At 73.8% G+C, this 21,091-nt stretch carries 19 protein-coding genes and 2 tRNA genes; 15 read left to right on the forward strand and 6 right to left on the reverse strand.

The window, feature by feature from the left end; all coding sequences use genetic code 11:
• Nucleotides 1-8 precede the first annotated feature (8 nt).
• The 5 genes from ACFWP2_RS30220 to ACFWP2_RS30240 all read left to right on the forward strand — a co-directional run bounded on the left by ACFWP2_RS30220 (nucleotide 9) and on the right by ACFWP2_RS30240 (nucleotide 4,142).
• Nucleotides 9-491, forward strand: a complete 483-nt coding sequence (locus tag ACFWP2_RS30220; RefSeq protein ID WP_380457270.1) for a winged helix-turn-helix transcriptional regulator — start codon at nucleotides 9-11, stop codon at nucleotides 489-491.
• Nucleotides 492-667: 176 nt separating this feature from the next.
• Nucleotides 668-743, forward strand: a tRNA-Thr gene (locus ACFWP2_RS30225).
• Between the two features lie 170 nt (nucleotides 744-913).
• On the forward strand, nucleotides 914-1,582 hold the full coding sequence (locus ACFWP2_RS30230; protein WP_380457272.1) for a LuxR C-terminal-related transcriptional regulator: 669 nt from the start codon (nucleotides 914-916) through the stop codon (nucleotides 1,580-1,582).
• 137 nt (nucleotides 1,583-1,719) lie between these two features.
• The gene (gene galE, locus ACFWP2_RS30235; protein WP_380457274.1) at nucleotides 1,720-2,697 is read left to right on the forward strand and encodes a UDP-glucose 4-epimerase GalE; all 978 of its coding nucleotides are present in this window, start codon (nucleotides 1,720-1,722) and stop codon (nucleotides 2,695-2,697) included.
• A gap of 383 nt (nucleotides 2,698-3,080) precedes the next feature.
• On the forward strand, nucleotides 3,081-4,142 hold the full coding sequence (locus ACFWP2_RS30240; RefSeq protein WP_380457276.1) for a LuxR C-terminal-related transcriptional regulator: 1,062 nt from the start codon (nucleotides 3,081-3,083) through the stop codon (nucleotides 4,140-4,142).
• An 81-nt stretch (nucleotides 4,143-4,223) separates the two neighbouring features.
• On the opposite strand, the gene ACFWP2_RS30245 is transcribed toward ACFWP2_RS30240, so the two are convergent.
• Complete coding sequence (locus ACFWP2_RS30245; RefSeq protein WP_360351434.1) at nucleotides 4,224-4,721, reverse strand: MarR family transcriptional regulator; 498 nt, start codon at nucleotides 4,719-4,721, stop codon at nucleotides 4,224-4,226.
• A gap of 111 nt (nucleotides 4,722-4,832) precedes the next feature.
• Here ACFWP2_RS30245 and ACFWP2_RS30250 point away from each other — a divergent pair, with 111 nt between their 5' ends.
• Nucleotides 4,833-5,630 (forward strand): methyltransferase domain-containing protein, encoded by a 798-nt coding sequence (locus ACFWP2_RS30250; RefSeq protein ID WP_380457279.1) that lies wholly within the window; start codon nucleotides 4,833-4,835, stop codon nucleotides 5,628-5,630.
• A 96-nt stretch (nucleotides 5,631-5,726) separates the two neighbouring features.
• Here ACFWP2_RS30250 and ACFWP2_RS30255 read toward each other — a convergent pair whose 3' ends face one another.
• Together ACFWP2_RS30255 and ACFWP2_RS30260 are read right to left on the reverse strand one after the other, a co-directional pair.
• Nucleotides 5,727-6,329 (reverse strand): TetR/AcrR family transcriptional regulator, encoded by a 603-nt coding sequence (locus ACFWP2_RS30255; protein ID WP_063780418.1) that lies wholly within the window; start codon nucleotides 6,327-6,329, stop codon nucleotides 5,727-5,729.
• A gap of 212 nt (nucleotides 6,330-6,541) precedes the next feature.
• Nucleotides 6,542-7,618 carry an acyl-CoA desaturase gene (locus ACFWP2_RS30260; RefSeq protein WP_380457281.1) on the reverse strand — a complete coding sequence of 359 codons (1,077 nt, stop codon included), beginning with the start codon at nucleotides 7,616-7,618 and terminating at the stop codon, nucleotides 6,542-6,544.
• A 248-nt stretch (nucleotides 7,619-7,866) separates the two neighbouring features.
• Between ACFWP2_RS30260 and ACFWP2_RS30265 the strand changes: the two genes are divergently transcribed.
• The 6 genes from ACFWP2_RS30265 (at nucleotide 7,867) to ACFWP2_RS30290 (ending at nucleotide 12,687) form a co-directional block, all read left to right on the forward strand.
• A tRNA-Gln gene (locus tag ACFWP2_RS30265) sits at nucleotides 7,867-7,937 on the forward strand.
• Between the two features lie 143 nt (nucleotides 7,938-8,080).
• Nucleotides 8,081-9,535: a bifunctional UDP-N-acetylglucosamine diphosphorylase/glucosamine-1-phosphate N-acetyltransferase GlmU gene (gene glmU / locus ACFWP2_RS30270; RefSeq protein ID WP_380457283.1), complete on the forward strand. Its 1,455-nt coding sequence runs from the start codon at nucleotides 8,081-8,083 to the stop codon at nucleotides 9,533-9,535.
• Nucleotides 9,536-9,738: 203 nt separating this feature from the next.
• The gene (locus ACFWP2_RS30275; RefSeq protein WP_380457285.1) at nucleotides 9,739-10,716 is read left to right on the forward strand and encodes a ribose-phosphate diphosphokinase; all 978 of its coding nucleotides are present in this window, start codon (nucleotides 9,739-9,741) and stop codon (nucleotides 10,714-10,716) included.
• Between the two features lie 220 nt (nucleotides 10,717-10,936).
• Complete coding sequence (locus ACFWP2_RS30280) at nucleotides 10,937-11,524, forward strand: 50S ribosomal protein L25/general stress protein Ctc (RefSeq protein ID WP_380457287.1); 588 nt, start codon at nucleotides 10,937-10,939, stop codon at nucleotides 11,522-11,524.
• 113 nt (nucleotides 11,525-11,637) lie between these two features.
• Nucleotides 11,638-12,216 carry an aminoacyl-tRNA hydrolase gene (gene pth / locus ACFWP2_RS30285; RefSeq protein WP_380457290.1) on the forward strand — a complete coding sequence of 193 codons (579 nt, stop codon included), beginning with the start codon at nucleotides 11,638-11,640 and terminating at the stop codon, nucleotides 12,214-12,216.
• Nucleotides 12,217-12,390: 174 nt separating this feature from the next.
• Complete coding sequence (locus ACFWP2_RS30290; RefSeq protein WP_380457292.1) at nucleotides 12,391-12,687, forward strand: hypothetical protein; 297 nt, start codon at nucleotides 12,391-12,393, stop codon at nucleotides 12,685-12,687.
• A 100-nt stretch (nucleotides 12,688-12,787) separates the two neighbouring features.
• Here the strand turns inward: ACFWP2_RS30290 and ppc are convergent, their stop codons facing one another.
• Nucleotides 12,788-15,586 carry a phosphoenolpyruvate carboxylase gene (gene ppc / locus ACFWP2_RS30295; protein WP_380457294.1) on the reverse strand — a complete coding sequence of 933 codons (2,799 nt, stop codon included), beginning with the start codon at nucleotides 15,584-15,586 and terminating at the stop codon, nucleotides 12,788-12,790.
• A gap of 259 nt (nucleotides 15,587-15,845) precedes the next feature.
• On the opposite strand from ppc, the gene ACFWP2_RS30300 reads away from it, so the two are divergent.
• Nucleotides 15,846-17,114, forward strand: a complete 1,269-nt coding sequence (locus ACFWP2_RS30300) for a sensor histidine kinase (RefSeq protein ID WP_380457296.1) — start codon at nucleotides 15,846-15,848, stop codon at nucleotides 17,112-17,114.
• Nucleotides 17,115-17,200: 86 nt separating this feature from the next.
• Here ACFWP2_RS30300 and ACFWP2_RS30305 read toward each other — a convergent pair whose 3' ends face one another.
• Nucleotides 17,201-17,728 (reverse strand): SUKH-3 domain-containing protein, encoded by a 528-nt coding sequence (locus ACFWP2_RS30305; RefSeq protein WP_380457344.1) that lies wholly within the window; start codon nucleotides 17,726-17,728, stop codon nucleotides 17,201-17,203.
• Between the two features lie 60 nt (nucleotides 17,729-17,788).
• A complete protein-coding gene (locus ACFWP2_RS30310) occupies nucleotides 17,789-18,250 on the reverse strand; it encodes a YwqJ-related putative deaminase (RefSeq protein WP_380457299.1) in 462 nt (153 codons plus the stop codon).
• Between the two features lie 365 nt (nucleotides 18,251-18,615).
• Here ACFWP2_RS30310 and ACFWP2_RS30315 point away from each other — a divergent pair, with 365 nt between their 5' ends.
• Nucleotides 18,616-19,860 carry a Gfo/Idh/MocA family protein gene (locus tag ACFWP2_RS30315; RefSeq protein WP_380457301.1) on the forward strand — a complete coding sequence of 415 codons (1,245 nt, stop codon included), beginning with the start codon at nucleotides 18,616-18,618 and terminating at the stop codon, nucleotides 19,858-19,860.
• On the forward strand, nucleotides 19,857-21,089 hold the full coding sequence (locus tag ACFWP2_RS30320) for a DegT/DnrJ/EryC1/StrS family aminotransferase (RefSeq protein ID WP_380457303.1): 1,233 nt from the start codon (nucleotides 19,857-19,859) through the stop codon (nucleotides 21,087-21,089). Before ACFWP2_RS30315 ends, ACFWP2_RS30320 begins: the two co-directional genes overlap by 4 nt.
• Nucleotides 21,090-21,091 lie beyond the last annotated feature (2 nt).

Genomic DNA, 21,091 nt, shown 5'->3' on the forward strand with positions numbered 1-21,091 from the left:
CTGGAGGCATGACGACGGAGGAAGCGGCCCGGGCCCGGAGCGGCGGACAGCCCGCGGAGTGCGAAGAGCCGGCAGCGCGGGGAGAGCGGGCGGAGCCGGCGGAGCGGGAAGGTAGGGGCGGGCAGGAGTACGACGTCTTCGCCCGGCTCTGTCCCAGTCGCGACGTGTTCGCGGAGCTGGCCGACAAGTGGTCGATGCTGATCCTGATGAGCCTCCTCGGCTGCGGGCCGCAGCGCTTCTCCGAACTCCAGCGCGGGATCGGCGGGGTCAGCCGCAAGATGCTCACCCAGTCCCTGCGCAACCTGGAGCGCAGCGGGCTGGTGCTTCGTACGGTCTTCCCGGAGACGCCGCCGCGGGTGGTCTACGACCTGCTGCCGCTCGGCCGCGAGCTGGCCGAGCTGCTCGCGCCGGTCGGGCGGTGGACGGAGCGGCGCGCCGGGCGGATGGTGGCGGCCCGCGAGGAGTTCGACGCGGCCCACGGCGAGGACTGAGCGGGCCCACGGCGAGGGCTGAGCGGGCCCACGGCGCGGGCCGGGCGAGGCCTGGGCGAGCCGACGTGGGGACCGGTCGGCCCGCGCGGAGGCCGATTTCCCTTCCGGGCCCGGAGCCGTGTAATGTCTTCCTTGTTCGAGCGGCCGGGAAAACGAAAAGCCCGGCAAGCGAGCAAGCCCCTATAGCTCAGTCGGTAGAGCGTCTCCATGGTAAGGAGAAGGTCTGCGGTTCGATTCCGCATGGGGGCTCCACTGAAAGACCCTCGCCTCGCGGCGGGGGTCTTTCGCGTTCCCCGGCCGGTTCCGCACCGCCGACACGCCACGGCCTAGCGGGTCGGGTACGGAATGCGCTGTGATGGTGCGTCATCGGCCGCCCGCCCGAGGGGTGCGGGCGCGAGCCGAACCCCGACCGGGAGGGCGTCATGGGTGTTCGACTCGTGGTGGTGGACGACCATCGACTGCTGGCCGAGGCGCTGGCCACCGCGCTTCAGTTGCGCGGTCACCGGGTGCTCGCGGTCGGTTCCCCGGCCGGGGTCGCCGCCGACCTGGTGGTCGGCCGGCGGCCCGAGGTCTGTCTGCTGGGGGTGGCCGCCCCGGGGGAGCCGGGGGCCTTCGACGGGCTGCGCCGGATCCACCGCGAGCGTCCCGAGGTGGCCGTGATCGTGCTCGGTCCGGTGGGCGAACTGCGCGGGGTGGCGGGGGCGTTCGCGGCCGGTGCGGCCGGGTACGTGCCCAGCGACGAGCGGATCGAGGTGGTCGAGCGGGCCATCGGGCGGGCGCGCGCGGGTGAGGCCGCCGTCGCGGTGGACATCCTGCGCGGCGCCTTCGACCAGCTGCTGCGCCCGGCGGTCGAGCCGGACGACGAGGCCGTCCGGCTGCTGCGGCTGCTGACCCGCCGTGAGGTGCAGGTGCTGGCCCGGATCGCGGACGGCGAGGACACCGCGGCGATCGCCGCCGGGATGCGGATCGCCGCCAGTACCGCCCGGACGCACGTCCAGCGGGTGCTGATGAAGCTCGGCGCGCGGACCCGACTGGAGGCGACCGCGGTGGCGGCGCGCACCGGCCTGCTGGAGCGGATGGCCGGAGGTTGAGGACTTGGTGAGAAGGCCGGATCCGGCCGCCCGGGGGTGCTGAGCACACCGGTGGCATTGGGAGAATGCCCGTCGTACGCATTCCGTCGATGGCTTCCGCCCGAACGGGCGGACCGTCGTTCGCTGGAGGTCGCAACATGAGTAAGTACCTGGTCACGGGTGGCGCCGGCTACGTCGGCAGTGTGGTCGCCGCCCACCTGCTGGAGGCGGGGCACCAGGTGACCGTCCTGGACGACCTCTCCACCGGTTTCCGCGAGGGCGTCCCGGCCGGTGCCGAGTTCGTCGAGGGGCGGATCCAGGAGGCCGACAAGGTGCTGGACGGCACCTTCGACGGCGTGCTGCACTTCGCCGCCTCCTCGCAGGTCGGCGAGTCGGTCGTGGACCCGGAGAAGTACTGGCGCAACAACGTGGCCGGTTCGCTGGAGCTGATCAGCGCGATGCGCGCGGCGGGTGTGCGCAAGCTGGTGTTCTCCTCCACCGCCGCCACCTACGGCGAGCCGGAGGCCGTGCCGATCGCCGAGACCGCCCGCACCGCGCCGACCAACACCTACGGCGCCACCAAGCTTGCCGTGGACCACCTGATCACCGGCGAGGCCGTCGCCCACGGCCTGGCCGCCGTCTCGCTGCGCTACTTCAACGTGGCCGGTGCGTACGGCAGTTCGTCCGGCGTCGCGTTCGGCGAGCGGCACGACCCCGAGTCGCACCTGATCCCGCTGGTCTTCCAGGCCGCGCTGGGGCAGCGCCCGCACATCGCGGTGTACGGCGACGACTACCCGACCCCGGACGGCACCTGCATCCGCGACTACATCCACGTCGCCGACCTGGCCGAGGCGCACCTGCTGGCGCTGGACGCGGCCGAGCCGGGCGAGCACCTGATCTGCAACCTGGGCAACGGCAGCGGCTTCTCGGTGCGCGAGGTGATCGAGTCGGTCAAGCGCGTCACCGGCCGGGAGATCCCGGTGCGGGTCGAGGGCCGTCGGGCCGGTGACCCGGCGGTGCTGGTGGCCTCGGCCGCCCGTGCCCACGAGGCGCTGGGCTGGACCCCGCGCCGCCCGAACCTGGACGAGATCGTCGCCGACGCCTGGAAGTTCACCCTGGCGAAGATCGGTCGGTGAGCGGCGGTCGGTGAGCAGGGCTCGGTGGGCGGCGGCCGGTCGGTGACGGCCGGCCAGTGACGGCCGGCCAGTGACGGCCGGCCAGTGACGGCCGGACCGGCCGCCGCGCCGTCGTGGGGCGCCGCCCCGGAACGTCCGGAAGCGGCGCCCGAAACGGTGGCCGGATGGCTCAAGTCCGGCCACTCGCGCACCTTCTGACGAAACTTCACCGAATCGCCACGAGCGCGTATCCCGCCCCGTACGCTGAGTGCGGTACCGGTGGGGGCCGGCGCCCGTTCGGTCTCACCGGCCACCGGTGGGCGGGCGGAACGGCTGATCCGGAACGCGGGCGCCGGGCCGGTCCCCGTCCCCGGGCTCGGGCGGTCTGAGCAGGGGGAGGGACAATGGGGCGGATTCGCGTCCTGGTGGTCGACGACCACCGGATCTTCGCCGAGGCACTGGCCGCGGCACTGGCCGCCGAGCCGGACGTGGAGGTGGGGGCGGCGGGCAGCGCGGCCGCCGCCGAGCGGGCCTTGGAACGCGCGGCCGGCGAGGGCCGGGCCTACGACGTGGCACTGATCGACGCCGATCTCGGCGTGGAGGCCCCGGGCAGTGGCGGCAGTGCCGCCGCCGCGGCCGGGGCGTTCGGAGCGGCCGGCCCGGCCGGATTACCCGGCGGGCCCGGAGTCACCGGCCCGCACGGACCGGGAGCGCCGGGTGCACCGGGAGCCGGCGGCGCGCACGCCCGCCGCAGGCCCGGTGTGGAGCACGGCGACGAGGCCCGGCGCGGCCGCGTCGCCCCGCCCGTGCCGCAACCGCGCCGGGTGGCCGTACCGCCGGGGGCGCCGGTTCCGCCGACGGGCGGTCTGCCGCCAGGCGCCGGCGCCCGATCCGCCGCGGACCCGCTGCGGGGCGACCAGCTCAGACCCGCCGCCCCGCCGCCCGACGGCATCACCCTGCTGGCCCGCCTCCGCCGCGCCCACCCCGGGCTGCGGGCGATCGTCCTGGCCACCGCCGACGACCCGCTCCGCGCCGCCCGCGCCCTGCACGCGGGCGCCACCGGCTGGGTGGCGAAGGAGAGTTCGCTGGCCCGGCTGCTCGCGGTGGTCCGGGGCGTGCTGCGGGACGAGACGCACCTGCCGCCCGCGCTGCTCACCGGGGTGATCCGCGAGCTCACCACCGCCCGGCGGGACCGCACCGAGAGCGAGCGGCTGGTGGACACCCTGACCCCGCGGGAGAAGCAGATCCTGCGCTGCATGGTCGCGGGCCTCGGTCGGCAGGCCGTCGCGGAGCGGCTCTACCTGTCGCCGCACACCGTCCGGACGCACATGCAGAACGTGCTGGGCAAGCTCGGGGTGCACTCCACGCTGGCGGCCGTCGCGGTCGCCCGCCGGGCCGGGGTCAGTCCGGCCGAGTCGGCGGTACCCCCGCCGCCCTCGGTGGTCGGCACCGTCGAACGGCACTGAGTCGGACCTGAGCCGGACCTGATGCGGCACTGAGCCGGGCCTGAGCCGCAGTCCCGGAGCCGTCGTCAGTCCGGTATGTCGTCAGCCCGGGATGTTGTCGAACGGGGCGACCAGCAGCCGCAGCAGCGCGGCGAGTTCGGTCTGCTGGCCGGAGGTGAGCTGGGCGAGCAGTTCGCGTTCGTGCGCCAGCAGTCCGGCGAGCGCCTGGTCGGCGCGGTCGCGGCCGTCGTCGGTGAGCCGGACCAGTACGCCGCGCCGGTCGTCCGGGTCGGGCAGGCGCTTGACCAGGCCCTTGCCGGTGAGCCGGTCGATCCGGTTGGTCATGGTGCCGGAGGTGACCAGGGTCTGGGTGAGCAGCTGGCCGGGGGAGAGCTGGTACGGGGAGCCGGCCCGCCGCAGGGCGGTCAGGACGTCGAACTCCCAGGGCTCCAGGCCGTGCTCGGCGAAGGCGGTGCGGCGGGCGCGGTCCAGGTGCCGGGCGAGCCGGCTGACCCGGCTGAGCACCTCCAGCGGCTCCACGTCGAGGTCGGGGCGCTCCCGGCGCCATGCTGCGACCAGCCTGTCGACCTCGTCCTCCATGACGATCAGTGTATCGGTGGATGTGTCGATGTGAAGTCTCTTGACATCGAGAAATGTGCCAGCAAGGCTAACGGGAGATATCTTGATGTCGAGATACCTGCGAGGTGAACCATGACCACCCCCGTCTGGGACCCGGCGCAGTACCTGCGCTTCGCCGACGAACGCACCCGCCCGCTGCGCGATCTGCTCGCCCGCGTCCCCGCCCTCCCGCACCCCGGTGCCGAGGTGATCCTGGACATCGGCTGCGGCCCCGGCAACTCCACCGCCGTGCTGCGCGAGCGCTGGCCGCGGGCCCGTCTCACCGGCGTCGACAACTCCGCCCCGATGCTGGCCACCGCGCGCAGCGAGGGCGAGCCCGACGCCGAGTACCTGCTCGCCGACGCCCGCGACTACGACCCGGCTCCGGCCGGGCCCGACCTGATCGTCTCCAACGCCACCCTCCACTGGGTGGACGGGCACCTGGCGCTGCTGCCGCGCTGGGCGGACGCCCTGCGGGCCGGCGGGACGCTCGCCTTCCAGGTGCCCGGCAACTTCGACGCCCCCAGCCACACCCTGCTCGCCGACCTGCGCCGCAGCGCCCGCTGGCGGGAGGCGCTCGGCGAGGGGACCGTCCGGGCCGGCGTCCATCCGCCCGAGCGCTACCTCGACGCCCTGGTGGCCGCCGACTGCCTCCCGGACGTCTGGGAGACCACCTATCTGATCTTGCTGCCGGGGCCGGACCCGGTTCTGGAGTGGGTCAAGGGCAGCGCGCTGCGCCCGGTCCTCACCCGGCTCACCGACCCGGCCGACCGGGCGGCCTTCCTCGCCGAGTACGGGCGGCTGCTGCGCGAGGCCTACCCGGCCGGGCCGCACGGGACGGTGTTCCCGTTCCGGCGGATCTTCGCCGTGGGGACCAGGCAGTCGGGCTGAGCCGAACGGGCGTGAGCCGGGCCGGGGGCGAGCCGAACGGGCGTGAGCCGGGACGGGGGGCGAGCCCGGGGCGGACCGGAGCCGGCCCCGCCCGGGTCAGCCCTTGCGCTCGCCGACCAGCCTCGGGTGCCGCTCCAGGCCCTCCAGCCCGTGCCAGGCGAGGTTCACCAGGTGCGCCGCCACCGTCGCCTTGTCCGGCTTGCGGACCTCCAGCCACCACTGCCCGGTCAGCGCGACCATCCCGACCAGCATCTGCGAGTACATCGGGGCCAGCCGCGCGTCGAAACCGCGGGACTTGAACTCCAGGCCCAGGATGTCCTCGACCTGCGTGGCGATGTCGCTGATCAGCGAGGCGAAGGTGCCGGTCGACTGGGCGACCGGGGAGTCCCGGACCAGGATCCGGAAGCCGTCCGTCGAGGTGTCGATGTAGTCCATCAGCGCGAAGGCGGCCTGCTCCAGCAGCTCGCGCGAGTGCCCGCCGGTCAGCGCGCCGGTCACCATGTCCAGCAGCAGCTGCATCTCGCGGTCGACGACCACCGCGTACAGCCCCTCCTTGCCGCCGAAGTGCTCGTACACCACGGGCTTCGACACCCCGGCGCGCTCGGCGATCTCCTCCACCGAGGTGCCGTCGTAGCCGCGCTCCGCGAAGACCGTCCGGCCGATCTCCAGCAGTTGCTCGCGCCGCTGCTTGCCGGTCATCCGGACCCGGCCGCCCCGGCGGCGCGGGGCCGAGGACGAGCCGCCGCCGGCGCCCCGCTCCGGACCGTCGTCTCCGGTGCCGGCCGCCGGTGCAGCGGGCCGCGGACGGGCCGGCGCCGTGGCGGGCGCCGCGTCCGTCCGCGTGCTGTGGTGACCGCCTGTGCTGTCTGCGCTGCTCCCGTTCACCCCTACATCATGCTGGAAGCGCCGACTCATGCGGCGCGGCGGGCGGCGATCCGCTGCGCGTCCGGCCAGCGGACGTCCCGGACCCAGCCGGCCAGCTCGAACCAGCGGATCAGCCGGGCCGAGGAGTCGACCTGCCCGCGCAGCACCCCGTGCCGGGCCGCGGTCGGGTCGGCGTGGTGCAGGTTGTGCCAGGACTCCCCGCAGGAGAGCACGGCGAGCCACCAGACGTTGCCGGAGCGGTCCCGGGAGCGGAACGGGCGGCGTCCGACGGCGTGGCAGATCGAGTTGATCGACCAGGTGACGTGGTGCAGCAGCGCCACCCGGACCAGCGAACCCCAGAAGAAGGCGGACAGCGCCCCCTCCCAGGACAGGCTCACCAGGCCGCCGACCAGCGCGGGCAGCAGCAGCGAGATGGTGGTCCAGAGCCAGAACAGCCGGGAGATCCGCCTTATGGCCGGGTCGCGCACCAGGTCGGGGGCGTACGTGAGCTGGGAGGTCTGCTCCTCGTCGAACATCCAGCCCATGTGGGCCCACCACAGGCCCTTCATCAGCGCGGGGACGCTGTCCCCGTAGCGCCACGGCGAGTGCGGGTCGCCGTCCTTGTCGCTGTACCGGTGGTGCTTGCGGTGGTCGGCCACCCAGCGCACCAGCGGGCCCTCGACCGCGAGGCTCCCGGCGATCGCCAGCGCCAGGCGCATCGGGCGGCCGGCCTTGAAGGCGCCGTGGGTGAAGTAGCGGTGGTAGCCGATGGTGATGCCGTGGCAGGTGAGGTAGTACATGGCGACGGTGATCGCGAGGTCCGTCCAGCCCAGCCCCCAGCCCCAGGCCACCGGGACGGCGGCCACCAGGGCGGCGAAGGGCACGAGGATGAACAGGGAGAGCGCGATCCGCTCGGCCAGACCCTGCTTCTCCCCGCCACGGGTGGCGGACAGCCGGGTGGCCGCGGCGTCGGCGTCGGTGCTCCCGACGGCGTCGGCCGAAGCGGCGGGATCGGCCGACGCGACGGGATCGGCGGGATCGACGGGAACGGCGGGTTCGGAGTCGGGAGACGGAGTGCGGGACGCGGCGTTCCCCGCGCGCGCCTCGCCGGCCTGGATGGTCATGGGCGTCCCTTTGCGGCGTCCCGGAAGCGGGAGAGAAGCGGAGCTACGTTGGCGTAACCTACGGCATCGTAGGTTGCGCTCCGTGTCCAGGGGAACACTCTGCCGCGCGGCGCTTGAGTGAATTCACCCGACTGGATGGATGAACCGCGGGCCCTGAGGGTTCGGCGGCGGGGGCGGAATCGGGCCCGTGGATCGACGCAAGTCGATACCCACGGCAGGGCCCTCTCGGGTAGGGTCTGACACGACTGTCCGCCGTGGTGTAATGGCAGCACAGGGCCCTTTGGAGGCCTTTGTCTGGGTTCGAATCCTAGCGGCGGAGCCTCTGCACGCCTCGGGTTCGGGCGTTTCCCAATGCGCCGGTATTGTCGGTGCTGCTCGGCGGACTGTGCGAATGGCGACCGGCCTGGGTCCGGGCCGGGCCTGCTCTGCCCTCTCTGTGAACCTACCGAGGAGCCTCCCCGCATGGGTGCCAATTCGCTTGCCGCCGTTGTCGTGCTCGCCGCCGGTGGCGGGACCCGGATGAAGTCGAACAAGCTGCCCAAGGTGCTGCACGAGGTGTGCGGACGCTCGCTGGTGGGGCACGCGGTCTCGGCGGCCCGCGAACTGACGCCCGGCCAGCTGGTCGTGGTGGTCGGCCACCAGCGCGAGCAGGTCGAGGCGCACCTGGCGGAGCACTACCCGGCCACGCGCACCGCGGTGCAGGAGGAGCAGAACGGCACCGGGCACGCGGTGCGCACGGCGCTGGAGTCCCTGACCGCCGACGGCGTGGCGCTGGACGGCACGGTCATCGTCACCGCCGGCGACTCGCCGCTGCTGACCGGGGAGACCCTGCGCCGGCTGGCCGACGCCCACACGGCCCAGCAGAACGGCGTCACCGTGCTGACCGCCGTCGTCCCCGAGCCCTTCGGCTACGGCCGCATCCTGCGGGACGAGGACGGCACCGTCGCCTCGATCGTCGAGGAGCGGGACGCCAGCGCCACCCAGCGCGCGATCGCCGAGATCAACTCCGGTGTCTTCGCCTTCGACGCCAAGCTGCTCGTCGCGGCGCTGGGCGAGCTCACCACGGACAACTCGCAGGGCGAGGAGTACCTGACCGACACCCTGGAGATCCTGCGCAAGGCGGGCCACCGGGTCGGCGCCGTGGTGGCCGAGGACCACCGGGACATCCTGGGCATCAACGACCGGGTCCAGCTGGCGCAGGCCCGCCGGCTGCTGAACGACCGCCTGCTGGAGCGGGCGATGCGCGCGGGCGTCACCGTGGTGGACCCGGCGACCACCTGGTTCGACGTGCAGGTCAGCTACGAGCTGGACGCCGTGGTGCTGCCGAACACCCAGCTCCAGGGCACCACGCACCTGGGCGAGGGCTGCGAGGTGGGCCCGAACTCGACCCTCAAGGACACCCTGGTCGGCGCCGGCGCCCGGGTCAGCAACACCACGGCCGACCGCGCCGAGGTGGGCGAGCTGGCCACCGCCGGTCCGTACGCCTACCTGCGGCCCGGTGCCAAGCTGGCCCGCAAGGCGAAGGTCGGCACCTACGTCGAGATCAAGAACTCCGAGCTGGGCGAGGGCGCCAAGGTGCCGCACCTGTCCTACATCGGCGACGCCACGATCGGCGAGGGCACCAACGTCGGCGCGGCCTCGGTCACCGTGAACTACGACGGCGTGAACAAGCACCGCACGGTCATCGGCGCGCACTGCCGCACGGGCTCGGACAACATGTTCATCGCCCCGGTCACCGTCGGTGACGGCGCTTACACCGCCGCCGGCTCGGTGATCACCGGCGACGTCCCGGCCGGGGCCCTCGGTGTGAGCCGGGCCACGCAGCGCAACATCGAGGGCTGGGTCGAGCGCAAGCGCCCCGGAACGGCGTCCGCGCAGGCCGCGAAGGCGGCGGAGGACGGGGCCGAGCAGGCCTGACCGAGCGGGCCGCGGTCCGGGGGGCCGGTCCCGAGGCGGACGGTTTCTGCGCGGGCGCGTAACCTTGGGGACATGCGTGCGCCACTGGGCTTACCGCCCGTGTCCAGGCGTACCGACAATTCCCCAACCCGTGCCGCGATCGGGCCCTGCCTGCCCGCCCCCGGGTCAGGGGTTCAGCGTCCGCAACGCGAGGAGACGGTGCAGTGAGCGGGATCACGACGTCGGGTGAGAAGAAGCTCAAGCTCTTCTCCGGCCGTGCCCACCCGGAGCTGGCGAGGGAGGTGGCCGCGGCGCTCGGGACCGAGCTGGTCCCCACCAAGGCCCTGGACTTCGCCAACGGCGAGATCTACGTCCGCTTCCTGGAGTCCGCGCGCGGTGCGGACTGCTTCGTGATGCAGAGCCACACGGCTCCCATCAACCAGTGGATCATGGAGCAGCTGATCATGATCGATGCTCTGAAGCGGGCCTCCGCCAAGAGCATCACCGCGATCCTGCCGTTCTACGGCTACGCCCGGCAGGACAAGAAGCACCTCGGCCGCGAGCCCATCTCGGCCCGCCTGGTCGCCGACCTGCTGCGCCAGGCCGGTGCCGACCGCCTGATGGCCGTGGACCTGCACACCGCGCAGATCCAGGGCTTCTTCGACGGCCCGGTGGACCACCTGTTCGCGCTGCCGCTGCTGGCCGACTACATCGGCGAGAAGGTCGACCGCGCCAAGCTGACCGTCGTCTCGCCGGACGCCGGCCGGGTGAAGGTCGCCGACCAGTGGTGCGACCGGCTGGACGCCCCGCTGGCGATCATCCACAAGCGCCGCGACATCACCCAGGCCAACACCATCCTGTCGGCCGACGTCGTCGGTGACGTCAAGGACCGGGTCTGCGTGCTGGTCGACGACATGATCGACACCGCCGGCACCATCTGCGCCGCCGCCGACGCGCTGTTCGACAACGGCGCCGCGGACGTCGTGGTCGCGGCCACCCACGGGGTGCTCTCCGGCCCGGCCGCGGACCGGCTGAAGAACTCGCGGGTGAGCGAGTTCGTGTTCACCAACACGCTGCCCACCCCGGCGGAGCTCCAGCTGGACAAGATCACCACGCTCTCCATCGCCCCGTCGATCGCCGCCGCGATCCGCGAGGTCTTCGAGGAGGGCTCGGTGACCAGCCTCTTCGAGGGCGTGCACTGACGAAGCCCGTGCGGTTAGACTCGTGAAACTGCTCGGCGAGGGATGCCGTGCGCCTGCTCGACGGGCGCCCGCTCCGTGATCGACGCGCTGCCGGTGCCGGATTCCCGTCCGCCCGGCAGGCCGTTGCCGCCGAGTGACCCCCGAACGTACTGAGGGTGTGGTCCCGGCGGTTTTTCGCGTTGCCTGCACCCCCGCGCCATCTTCCACGAGGAGTGCAGTCGTGTCCGAGATCCGTATTGCCGCTGAGACCCGTACCGAGTTCGGCAAGGGTGCCGCCCGTCGCGCCCGCCGCGCCGGCTTCGTCCCCGGTGTCGTCTACGGCCACGGCCACGCCCCGGTTCACCTGAACCTGCCCGGCCACGACCTGATGATGGCCCTGAAGACCCCGAACGCCCTGCTGGTCGTCCCGATCGAGGGCAAGGACGAGTACGTCCTGCCGAAGGCCGTCCAGCGCGAGGCCATCAAGCGCACCATCGAGCACGTCGACCTGCTGCTGGTCAAGCGTGGCGAGAAGGTCACCGTCGAGATTCCGGTCCACACCGAGGGCGAGCTGGCCCCGGGCGGCAACCTGCTGGAGCACGTCCTGCAGGCCCTGCCGATCGAGGCCGAGGCCACCCACCTGCCCGAGGCCGTCACCGTCTCGGTCGAGGGCCTGGAGGCCGGTGCCTCCGTCCACGCCAAGGACATCGTCCTGCCGGCCAACGTCTCGCTGGCCGTCGACGCCGACGCCGTCGTGCTCCAGGTCATCGCCGCCCAGGCCGCCCCGGCCGAGGACGAGGCCGCCGAGGCCGAGGGCGCCGAGGCCTGAGCCTCGTAGCGCTTAAGTGCTGAGACCGCTGCCCCGGTCGCTCCCGCTGGAGCGACCGGGGCAGCGGTGTGTCCGGGATGATGACGTCGAGCGCGAAGGCGAGGAGAGAAGGAATGAGCGAGGACTACGACGGCCCCTGGCTGGTGGTGGGGCTGGGCAACCCCGGGGAGCAGTACGCCCGGAACCGGCACAACATCGGCTTCATGGTGGTGGACCTGCTGGCGCAGCGGATGGGCGCCAAGTTCAAGGCGCACAAGAGCCGGGCGCAGGTGGCCGAGGGGCGACTGGCGGGCAAGCGGGTGGTGCTGGCCAAGCCGATGTCCTTCATGAACCTCTCCGGCGGGCCGGTGACGGCGCTGCGCGACTTCTACAAGGCGCCGGCCTCGGCGCTGATCGCGGTCCACGACGAGCTGGACATCGACTACGCGGCGCTGCGGCTGAAGCTGGGCGGCGGGGACAACGGCCACAACGGCCTGAAGTCGATCACCAAGTCGCTGGGCCCGGACTACCACCGGGTGCGCTGCGGGATCGGCCGTCCGCCGGGCCGGATGGAGGTCGCGGACTTCGTGCTGAAGGACTTCTCCTCGACCGAGCGCAAGGAGCTGGAGTGGTTCGTGGACCGCTCGGCGGACGCGGTGGAGGCGCTGCTGTCCGAGGGGCTGGAGCGGGCCCAGGGCACGTACAACTCCTGACGGCCGCCTGACCGTCCGTCAGGTCGCCGTGCTGGGTACGCAACAGTCGTACAACGCTTGCCCGTCCAAACCTGAATCGGTGTGAGAACCCTGTGCGGGATCGGATAGCGTCGGCCCGGTACGCGAACGAGTCCTGGGGAGTTCTCGATGCGGGGAATGCGTCCGGTCCGCCGAGTGCGGCGGAGCCGGGGGGACGAGCTGAAGCGGCTCGGACGGCGGGTCGGCACGGCCGGCGCGCTGGGGGCGGCCGGCGTGCTGCTGTCGAGCGGTGCCCTGGCGCACGCGGAGCCGGTGGCCGAGTCGGACCCGGCGGTCTCCCCGGAGCCGGCGGCGGCGCAGTTCGGCCCGGTGCTCGGCGACTCGATGGGCCCCGACGCCGGGCTGCTGGCGGTCGGCGGCGGCCTGGTGGTGGCGGCCGGCGGTGCGGCGCTGTGGCTGAAGCGCCGGCGCGCGGGCGAGGAAGCGGAGTAGGGCCCCTGCCAGGAGCGGGCGCCACGCTCGGCCGGGAACCTCATGACGAGGGCCGGCGTCCCGGACGGGACGCCGGCCCTCGGCCGTTCTCGGGCGGCCGTCAGCCGGTGTTGCGCAGGCCGGCGGCGATGCCGTTGACGGTCAGCAGCAGTGCGCGGGCGCGCAGCGGGTCGTCCTGGCGCCCGGCCGAGAGCTCCTCGCGCTGGCGGCGCAGCAGCGCGACCTGGAGGTAGGAGATCGGGTCGAGGTAGGCGTCGCGGACGGCGAAGGTCTGCTTCAACACCGGGTTGTGCTCCAGCAGTTCGTTCTCGCCGGTGAGCCGGAGCACCTCGCGCAGGGTGAGCGCGTGCTCGGCCTTGATCTCGTCGAAGACGTGGTGCAGCTCGCCGGGCACCAGCTGCTCGACGTAGTGGCGGGCGATCCGCAGGTCGGTCTTGGCCAGCGTCATGGCGACGTTGGACAGGAAGTTGCGGAAGAAGTGCCACTCGCCGTACATCTCGTTCAGCACGTCGCCGAGGCCCGCCGCGCGGGCGGCGGCGAGGCCGGAGCCGACGCCGTACCAGCCGGGGACGATCTGCCGGGACTGGGTCCAGCCGAACACCCACGGGATGGCCCGCAGGCCGTCCAGGCCGGCGCCGGAGTCCGGGCGGCGGGACGGGCGGGAGCCCAGGTGCAGCGAGGCGAGCTGGTCGACGGGGGTGGAGGCGAAGAAGTACTTCGGCAGGTCCTCCTGCTCGACCAGGCCGCGGTAGGCGGTGTGGGCGGCCTCGGAGACCCGGTCCATCGCCGCGTCCCAGCGGGCCAGCGACTCGGGGGCCTGGCGCGGGGCGGTGTGCAGCGCGGAGGCGGAGAGCGTGGCCGAGATGGTCAGCTCCAGGTTCTCCCGGGCCAGCGAGGGGAGCAGGTACTTGTCGGAGATGACCTCGCCCTGCTCGGTGACCTTGATCTCGCCCTCCAGGGTGCCCCAGGGCTGGGCCAGGATGGCCTCGTGCGAGGGGCCGCCGCCGCGGCCGACGGTGCCGCCGCGGCCGTGGAACAGGCGCAGCCGGATGCCGTAGCGGTGGGCGACGTCGCGCAGCCGGCGCTGGGCGCGGTGGATCTCCCACTGGGAGGTGGTGATGCCGCCGAACTTGGAGGAGTCGGAGTAGCCGAGCATGACCTCCTGGACGTCGCCGCGCAGCGAGACGAGCAGGCGGTAGGAGGGGTCGGAGAGCATCTCGTCGAGGATGCGGTCGGCCTGCTGGAGCTCGTCGGTGGTCTCCAGCAGCGGCACGATGCCGATCTTGGCGATGCCGGCGTGCAGGTCGATCAGACCGGCCTCGCGGGCCAGCACGGTGGCGGCGAAGACGTCGTCGGCACCCTGGCACATCGAGATGATGTAGCTCTCGACGATCTCGTCGCCGAAGCGCTCGAAGCCCTGGCGGATGGTGTTGAACACGCCGAGGGTCTTGGTGCCGGCCTCGTCCAGCGGGGCCGGGGTGGGGGCGAGCGGGCGGCGCGAGCGGAGCTCCTTGGCGAGCAGCTTCTGCCGGTACTCGCGGGGCATGTCGGCGTAGCGCCAGGCCTCCTCGCCGAGCCGGTCGAAGAGCTGGCCGAGGGCGTGGTGGTGGGCCTCGGCGTGCTCGCGCACGTCCATGGTGGCGAGCTGGAGGCCGAAGGCCTCGACGGTGCGGATGGCGCGGGCGAGGCGGCCGTCGGCGATGAGCTCGCCGCGGTGGGAGCGCAGCGAGTCCTGGATCAGCCGCAGGTCGGCGATCAGCTCGCGGGTGCCGAGGTAGTCGCGGCCCTCGACGTGCGGGGTGCCGCCGGCCAGCCGCTCGCGGGTGTTCTCCAGCTTGAGCCGGATACAGGTGGCCTTGAGCCGGTAGGGCTCCTCGGCGTTCATCCGCTTGTAGCGCGGGCTGAGTTCGGGGAGCAGGTGCAGGTCGGTGTTGAGCGAGGCGAGCAGCTCGACCGAGGCGCCGGCCAGCCGCTCGGAGGTGGAGAGGGTGTTGCGCAGGTCGTCGATCGCGGAGAGCGCGTCCTTGATGCCGTACTCGTGCTGGAGGTTGAGGACGTCCCAGGTGACCTGCGGGGTGACGTTGGGGTTGCCGTCGCGGTCGCCGCCGATCCAGGTGCCGAAGGTGAGCGGACGCACGCCCTCGGGCAGGTTCAGGCCGACCCGGGCGAGCTCCTCGTGCAGCTCCTCCAGGACCTCGGGGACGGCCTCGCGGTAGAGCTCGTCCAGGTAGTAGACGGCGTTGCGGGCCTCGTCGGTGGGCTCGGGACGGGCGATGCGCAGCTCGTCGGTCTGCCAGAGCAGGTCGATGACCTCGGCCAGGCGGCGGTCGGCGGAGCGCTTGGCGCTGCTGGTGCGGGCCTGGTCGGCGGCGGCCAGACCGGAGGTGACCTCGTCGCGGTGGATGCGGTCGAGGAGTTCGCCGATCCGGCGCAGCTTGTTGAGGACGCTGCGGCGGGCGGCCTCGGTGGGGTGCGCGGTGAAGACCGGGCGGACCGCGAGGTGGGCCAGGGTGTCCTGGAGGTGCTTGGAGTCGGCCTCGGCGAGCTGGTCGGCGGTCTGCGCGAGCAGCGAGCCCTCCCGGGCGCGGCGGGTGGCCAACTCGCGGCCGCGGTGCACCTGCTCGGTGACGTTGGCGAGGTGGAAGTAGGTGGAGAACGCCCGGACCAGCTTGGCGGCGGTGTCCAGGTCGATGTCGGAGAGGAGTTCGGCGGTGGCCTCGCCGTCGGTGCGGCTCAGCAGACGGACCTGTTCGACCAGGCCCAGCAGCTGGGGGCCCTCCTGGCGGACCAGCGTCTCGCCCAGCAGGTCGCCGAGGCGGCGGATGTCCGCACGCAGGGCGGCGTTGTCGGCGACGACGGGCGTGGGGCTGTCCGCCGGGGTGGGGACCGGAGCGGTCACGGCTGGCTCCCTGTGGTGGTGGGGTTCGGCAACGGCTCATCGTCACAGGTCCACACGCGTGTGGCGGGTGTGACGCGTGCGGACCGCGCTGTCCGACGCGACCAGCATAGGTGTCGGGGCCGGTGCTGTCCGCGAGGTGGCCGGATGGCGGACAGGGCCGCCGAAAGCCACCTGTGGTCTGGACCACTTGACGGCTTCGGCGGGTGTACCGGGAGATCCCGGTGGGGAGGGGAGGGGGTTGCCGCTTACGCTGTGGGGCATGAGCAAGTCGCCTGGGGAGCGCGTGCGGGTCCGGTCGTTCTGGTGGTGGAAGCGGCCGCGCAGCGCCTTCCTGGACATCGGGCTGGCGCTGCTCGCCGCCGTGGAGTGCGCGGCCAGCACGATCGCCTTCCTCTCCGCCCGGATACACGTCAGCGCCGCGGGAGCGGTCGGCATATCCCTGCTCGGCGCGCTGGCCGGCGGCTCGCTCGTGGTGCGCCGGCGCTGGCCGGCCGTCCCGGTGCTGGTGACGCTGCTGGTGATGCCCGGGATGCTGGGCGTGGTGCTGCTGGTGGTGGCGCTCTACACGCTGGCCTCGACCTGGGAGTGGCCCTCGCGGCGGCGCCGCGTGGTGGCGCTGTCCGCGCTGGCCTTCGCCGAGACGGCCGCCGTGATGGCGCTGTCGCTGATGACGCCCGGCGACGCGCCGGTGGACCCGCCGCCGCTGTGGGGTCAGATCCTGCTCTCGGTGCTGGTCGCGGTCGGACTGACCGTCGCCCCGGTGGTGACCGGACTGTACGTCGGCGCGCGGCGGCGGCTGATCGAGTCGCTCAAGGACCGCGCCCACGGCCTGGAGACCGAGCTGGACCTGCTGGCCGAGCAGGCGCGGGAGCGCGCCCGCCGGGCCCGGCTGGAGGAGCGCACCCGGATCGCCCGCGAGATGCACGACGTGGTGGCGCACCGGGTGTCCCTGATGGTGGTGCACGCCGGGGCGCTGGAGCGGATCGCCGGCAAGGACCCGGACAAGGCGGCGCAGAGCGCCAAGCTGATGGGCGAGGTGGGCCGGCAGGCGCTGAACGAACTGCGCGAGATCCTCGGGGTGCTGCGGATGGACGACGAGCGGCAGCCGGAGCCGGACTCGCTGGCCGGGCTGCCGCGGCTGGTGGACCAGTCCCGCGCCGCCGGGATGGCGGTGACCCTGACGGTCAGCGGCAGCCGGCAGGAGTTCACCGGCGAGGCCGAGCAGACCGCCTACCGGGTCGTCCAGGAGGGCCTGACCAACGCGCACAAGCACGCGGGCGGGGCACAGGTGTCCGTCCTGCTCTCGTACGCGCCGAACGGGGTGCGGGTGGCCGTGGTGAACGCCTGTCCGGGCGGGGAGCGGGGCGCGGCGAAGCTGCCCAGCGGGGGCAACGGGCTGGTCGGCATGCGGGAGCGGGTGATCGCGCTGGGCGGCACCTTCTCCTGCGGGCCGGAGGCGGACGGCGGGTTCCGGATCGAGGCGGTGCTGCCGTCCCGGCTGGCGGTGCGGGCCGAGCCGCTGCGCTGAGCCGCCGCGCTGAGCCGTCCTCAGGCCTCGGGTTCCGGTCCTCGGCCGTCGGCCGTCAGTCCTCAGTCCTCAGTCCTTAGTAGGCCTCAGTAGTCCTCGGCGGTGCGCAGCCGCTCCGGGACGGTGCCCAGGACCAGGGCGGAGATCGCCTGGTCGATGCCGTGGCCGAGGAACCACTCGCCGGTGTGGTCCAGGCTGTAGACCCGGCCCTCCTCGTCGACGGCCAGCAGCGCCTGCCCGTACGCCTCCTCGCCGAGCGGGGCCAGCCGGGTGCCCAGGGCCCGGCCCAGGTCGAGCAGGGTGCGCGGCTGGTGCAGCCCGCGCAGCGGGTCGATCAGGAACGGGGTGCGGGCCAGCTGGCGGCCCGGGCCGGACAGGTCGAAGGCGAGGCCGCCGAACTCGGCCCAGGCCTCCACCGCCGCCGGGAACACCGCGTGCCGTACGCCGGCGGGCGCGCCGTACCCGACCAGGGTGTCGGCCCACTCCTCGGCCTGACGGATCTGCCAGCGGCCGGGGTGCCAGCCGGCCGCCTTGAGCTCGGCGGCGACGTCGGCGGGGAAGCGCGGGCGGGTCCGGGGGCCGGCGGGGGAGAGGGTGGCCGGTGCGGACGGGATCGGCGGGTTCAGGGCGGACTCCAGGGCTGGGGGACGGGGGACGTGCCGGCGCTCGGCCGGTCAGTGCGCGGGCGGCCCGACGGCGACGCTGCGCACGGTGAAGTGCTCCAGCATCGGAGCGCAGGAGCGGCACGGCGGGGCGTGGCTGCCGTGCGCGGGGTCGCCCTCCTCGCGGATGCGCACGGTCGTCATCCGGGCGCCCTTGAGCGCCTTGCGGGCCTCCTGCAGGGTCATCGGCTTGCGGGCGGCGCGCTTGGAGCGCCGGCCGTCGACCGCGGCCAGGTGCTGGGAGAGCAGGACGGCCTCCGGGCAGCGGCCGGTGAACCGCTCGCGGGCCTCCGCCGGCAGGGTGTCCAGGAAGTCGGCGACCAGGTGGTGCAGCACCGGGCGGCGCGGGTCCTTGTCGCCCGCCAGGGTGTGCACCTCGCCGCCCTTGAGCGACAGCGCGGCGGCGACGGCGGGCAGCAGGCTGTCGCGGTGGTGGCGCAGCACGGGCGGGCCCGCCGGCTCACCGGTGGTCATCCGTCGTCCTCCTCCTCGTAACCCGGCGTCGGCCGGAGTGACCGGGCCGGTCCGGGGCAAGCCTGTCAAACGGCACTGACAACCGCACAACCGGGGTGCGGCGGCGGCCGGTGCCGCGGCGAGCCGGCCGGCGCTCACCCGATGCTCGCCGAACGTGTGCGCGTCCGTCACGACTTGTCCGCCGATTTACCGAAACGGCCCCGGGGCCCGGGGCCCGGCCGGTAGCGTTCCGGCAGCGGGCCGAAGGGGACGCGGCCGACCGTGCGGACAGCCGCGGCGGCCCGACTCCGGTGCCCGCGTCGGACGTTGAGGCCGCCGGGGAGGGCCTGTCGCCCGCCCCGGCGCCGAGCGAAGGGGCTCGTGCGATGACGTCGGAACCGCAGGACGCGCACCGGCAGGACGTGCACCGGGACGCACGCCGGGATGCGCACCGGGATGCGCACCGGCAGGACGCGACCTGGCAGGACGAGTGCTGGCAGGCCGCCAACCAGGCACCCGGCGGCCACGTGCCCGCGCCGGACGAGCCGCCCCGGCCGGTGCCCGACCACCCGGTCGGGCTGGCCGTGGTCGGGGCCGGTTACTGGGGCCCGAAGCTGGTCCGCAACGCGCAGCACACCCCGGCGCTGCGGCTGCACTGGCTGTGCGACCTGGACGAGGCCAAGGCCAGGGCGGTGCTGGGGGAGTACAGCACGGTCGGGGTGACCGACAGCTACCGGCGGGTGCTGGCGGACGAGCGGGTCGGCGCGGTCGCGGTGGCCACCCCGGCGGGCGCCCACTACGCGCTGGTGCGGGCGGCACTGGAGGCCGGCAAGCACGTGCTGGTGGAGAAGCCGATCACCACCTCCGCCGCCGAGGCCGGGGAACTGGTCGACCTGGCCGAGCGGCGCGGGCTGGTGCTGATGTGCGACCACACCTTCTGCTACACCCCGGCGGTGCGGCGGATCCGCGAACTGGTGCACGGCGGGGAGATCGGGGACGTCCAGTTCTTCGACTCGGTGCGGATCAACCTCGGCCTGGTGCAGCCGGACGTGGACGTGCTGTGGGACCTCGCCCCGCACGACCTGTCGATCCTGGACTTCGTGCTGCCGCCCGGGGTCGAGCCGGTCGGGGTGTCCGCCCAGGGCGCCGACCCGATCGGGGCCGGCCGCGCCTGCGTCGCGTACCTGACGGTCCGGCTCAGCAACGGCGCGCTGGCGCACTGCCACGTCAACTGGCTCTCCCCGACGAAGGTCCGCACCACCCTGATCGGCGGCTCGCGGCGCACCCTGGTCTGGGACGACCTCAACCCGCAGGCCCGGCTGGCCGTGCACGACCGGGGGGTCGACCTCACCCCGCCCGACCAGCTGACCGACGCGATCCGGCACCGGGCGCTGATCTCCTACCGGGTCGGCGAGATGGTCGCGCCCGCGCTGGTCGAGCAGGAGGCGCTGCGCAACGTGATGGCCGAGTTCGCCGCCGCCATCACCGAGGGCCGGGCCCCGCTCACCGACGGCCGGGCCGGGGTGCGGGTGCTGCAACTGCTGGAGGCGGCCTCGCTCAGCCTCGAACTCGGGGGCGCCACCGTCCCGGTGGGCACGGCCGTCCGGGCCGGGGCGGAGGTCGTCGGGTGAGCGGCGGTCCGGTTCAGGACGGGGGTCCGGTTCACGGCGGCACCCCGGCGCAGGACGGCACCCCGGTGCACGGCGGTGTCCCGGTTCAGGACCGCGGCCGGGCGCGTGGAGACGCGGCACCGGAGGCCGTCCCGCTGGTCGACCTGGCGGCGGCGCACGCCGAGGTCGCGGACGAGGTGCGGGCCGGCATCGACCGGGTGCTCGCCTCCGGAGCCTTCGTCAAGGGCCCCGAAGTGGCCGCCTTCGAGCGCGAGTACGCGGCCTTCGCCGGCATCCGGCACTGCGTGGGCGCCGCCAACGGCACCGACGCCCTCGAACTGGCCCTGCGCGTCCTGGACCTGCCGCCCGGCAGCGGGGTGGTGCTGCCCGCCAACACCTTCGTCGCCACCGCCGAGGCCGTGCTGCGGGCCGGGCTGCGCCCGGTGCTGGTCGACGCCGACCCGGAGTACCTGCTGATGGACCCGGAGCGGGCCGCCGCCGCGCTGCCCGGTGCGGCCGCGCTGCTGCCCGTCCACCTCTTCGGCCAACTCGCCCCGATGGGGCCGCTGCTGGCGGCGGCCGACGGCCGGCCGGTGGTGGAGGACGCGGCGCAGTCCCAGGGCGCCCGGCAGCACGGGCGGAGCTGGTACGGGCGGATCGCGGCCACCAGCTTCTACCCGGGCAAGAACCTCGGGGCCTACGGCGACGCCGGGGCGGTGCTCACCGACGACGACGCCCTGGCCGACGCCGTCCGGCTGACCGGGGACCACGGCGCCCGCGACCGGTACCGGCACGAACGGTTCGGCTTCAACTCCCGGCTGGACGCGCTGCAGGCCGTCGTGCTGCGCGCCAAGCTGCGCCGGCTGCCCGTCTGGAACGCCGCCCGCCGGGCCGCCGCGGCCCGCTACGACGAGCTGCTGGGCGGGCTGGACGGGCTCGCCCTGCCCCGTACCGCGCCCGGCAACGAGCACGTCCGGCACCTGTACCCGGTGCGGATCGGCCCCGGCCGGGACCGCGACGCGGTGCTGGCGGCGCTGCACGCGGCCGGGATCGGCGCCGGGGTGCACTACCCGGTGCCGGTCCACCTGCAACCCGCGTTCCGTCACCTCGGCCACCGCGAGGGGACGTTCCCGGTCGCCGAACGGGCCGCCCGCGAACTGCTCAGCCTGCCGCTGCACCCGCACCTCACCGAGGCCGGGCAGCTGCGGGTGGCCGAGGCGCTGGCGCGGGCGCTGGGCGGGCGGCGGTGACC

It is taken from the genome of Kitasatospora sp. NPDC058444 (assembly GCF_042721415.1).
Lineage (GTDB): Bacteria > Actinomycetota > Actinomycetes > Streptomycetales > Streptomycetaceae > Kitasatospora.

Bases quoted from the DNA above. Each gene is read 5' to 3' on its own strand.
- ACFWP2_RS30220 (WP_380457270.1), top strand. From the start codon at position 9: ATGACGACGGAGGAAGCGGCCCGGGCCCGGAGCGGCGGACAGCCCGCG.
- ACFWP2_RS30230 (WP_380457272.1), top strand. From the start codon at position 914: ATGGGTGTTCGACTCGTGGTGGTGGACGACCATCGACTGCTGGCCGAG.
- galE (WP_380457274.1), top strand. From the start codon at position 1,720: ATGAGTAAGTACCTGGTCACGGGTGGCGCCGGCTACGTCGGCAGTGTG.
- ACFWP2_RS30240 (WP_380457276.1), top strand. From the start codon at position 3,081: ATGGGGCGGATTCGCGTCCTGGTGGTCGACGACCACCGGATCTTCGCC.
- ACFWP2_RS30245 (WP_360351434.1), bottom strand. From the start codon at position 4,721: ATGGAGGACGAGGTCGACAGGCTGGTCGCAGCATGGCGCCGGGAGCGC.
- ACFWP2_RS30250 (WP_380457279.1), top strand. From the start codon at position 4,833: ATGACCACCCCCGTCTGGGACCCGGCGCAGTACCTGCGCTTCGCCGAC.
- ACFWP2_RS30255 (WP_063780418.1), bottom strand. From the start codon at position 6,329: ATGACCGGCAAGCAGCGGCGCGAGCAACTGCTGGAGATCGGCCGGACG.
- ACFWP2_RS30260 (WP_380457281.1), bottom strand. From the start codon at position 7,618: ATGACCATCCAGGCCGGCGAGGCGCGCGCGGGGAACGCCGCGTCCCGC.
- glmU (WP_380457283.1), top strand. From the start codon at position 8,081: ATGGGTGCCAATTCGCTTGCCGCCGTTGTCGTGCTCGCCGCCGGTGGC.
- pth (WP_380457290.1), top strand. From the start codon at position 11,638: ATGAGCGAGGACTACGACGGCCCCTGGCTGGTGGTGGGGCTGGGCAAC.
- ACFWP2_RS30300 (WP_380457296.1), top strand. From the start codon at position 15,846: ATGAGCAAGTCGCCTGGGGAGCGCGTGCGGGTCCGGTCGTTCTGGTGG.
- ACFWP2_RS30310 (WP_380457299.1), bottom strand. From the start codon at position 18,250: ATGACCACCGGTGAGCCGGCGGGCCCGCCCGTGCTGCGCCACCACCGC.
- ACFWP2_RS30315 (WP_380457301.1), top strand. From the start codon at position 18,616: ATGACGTCGGAACCGCAGGACGCGCACCGGCAGGACGTGCACCGGGAC.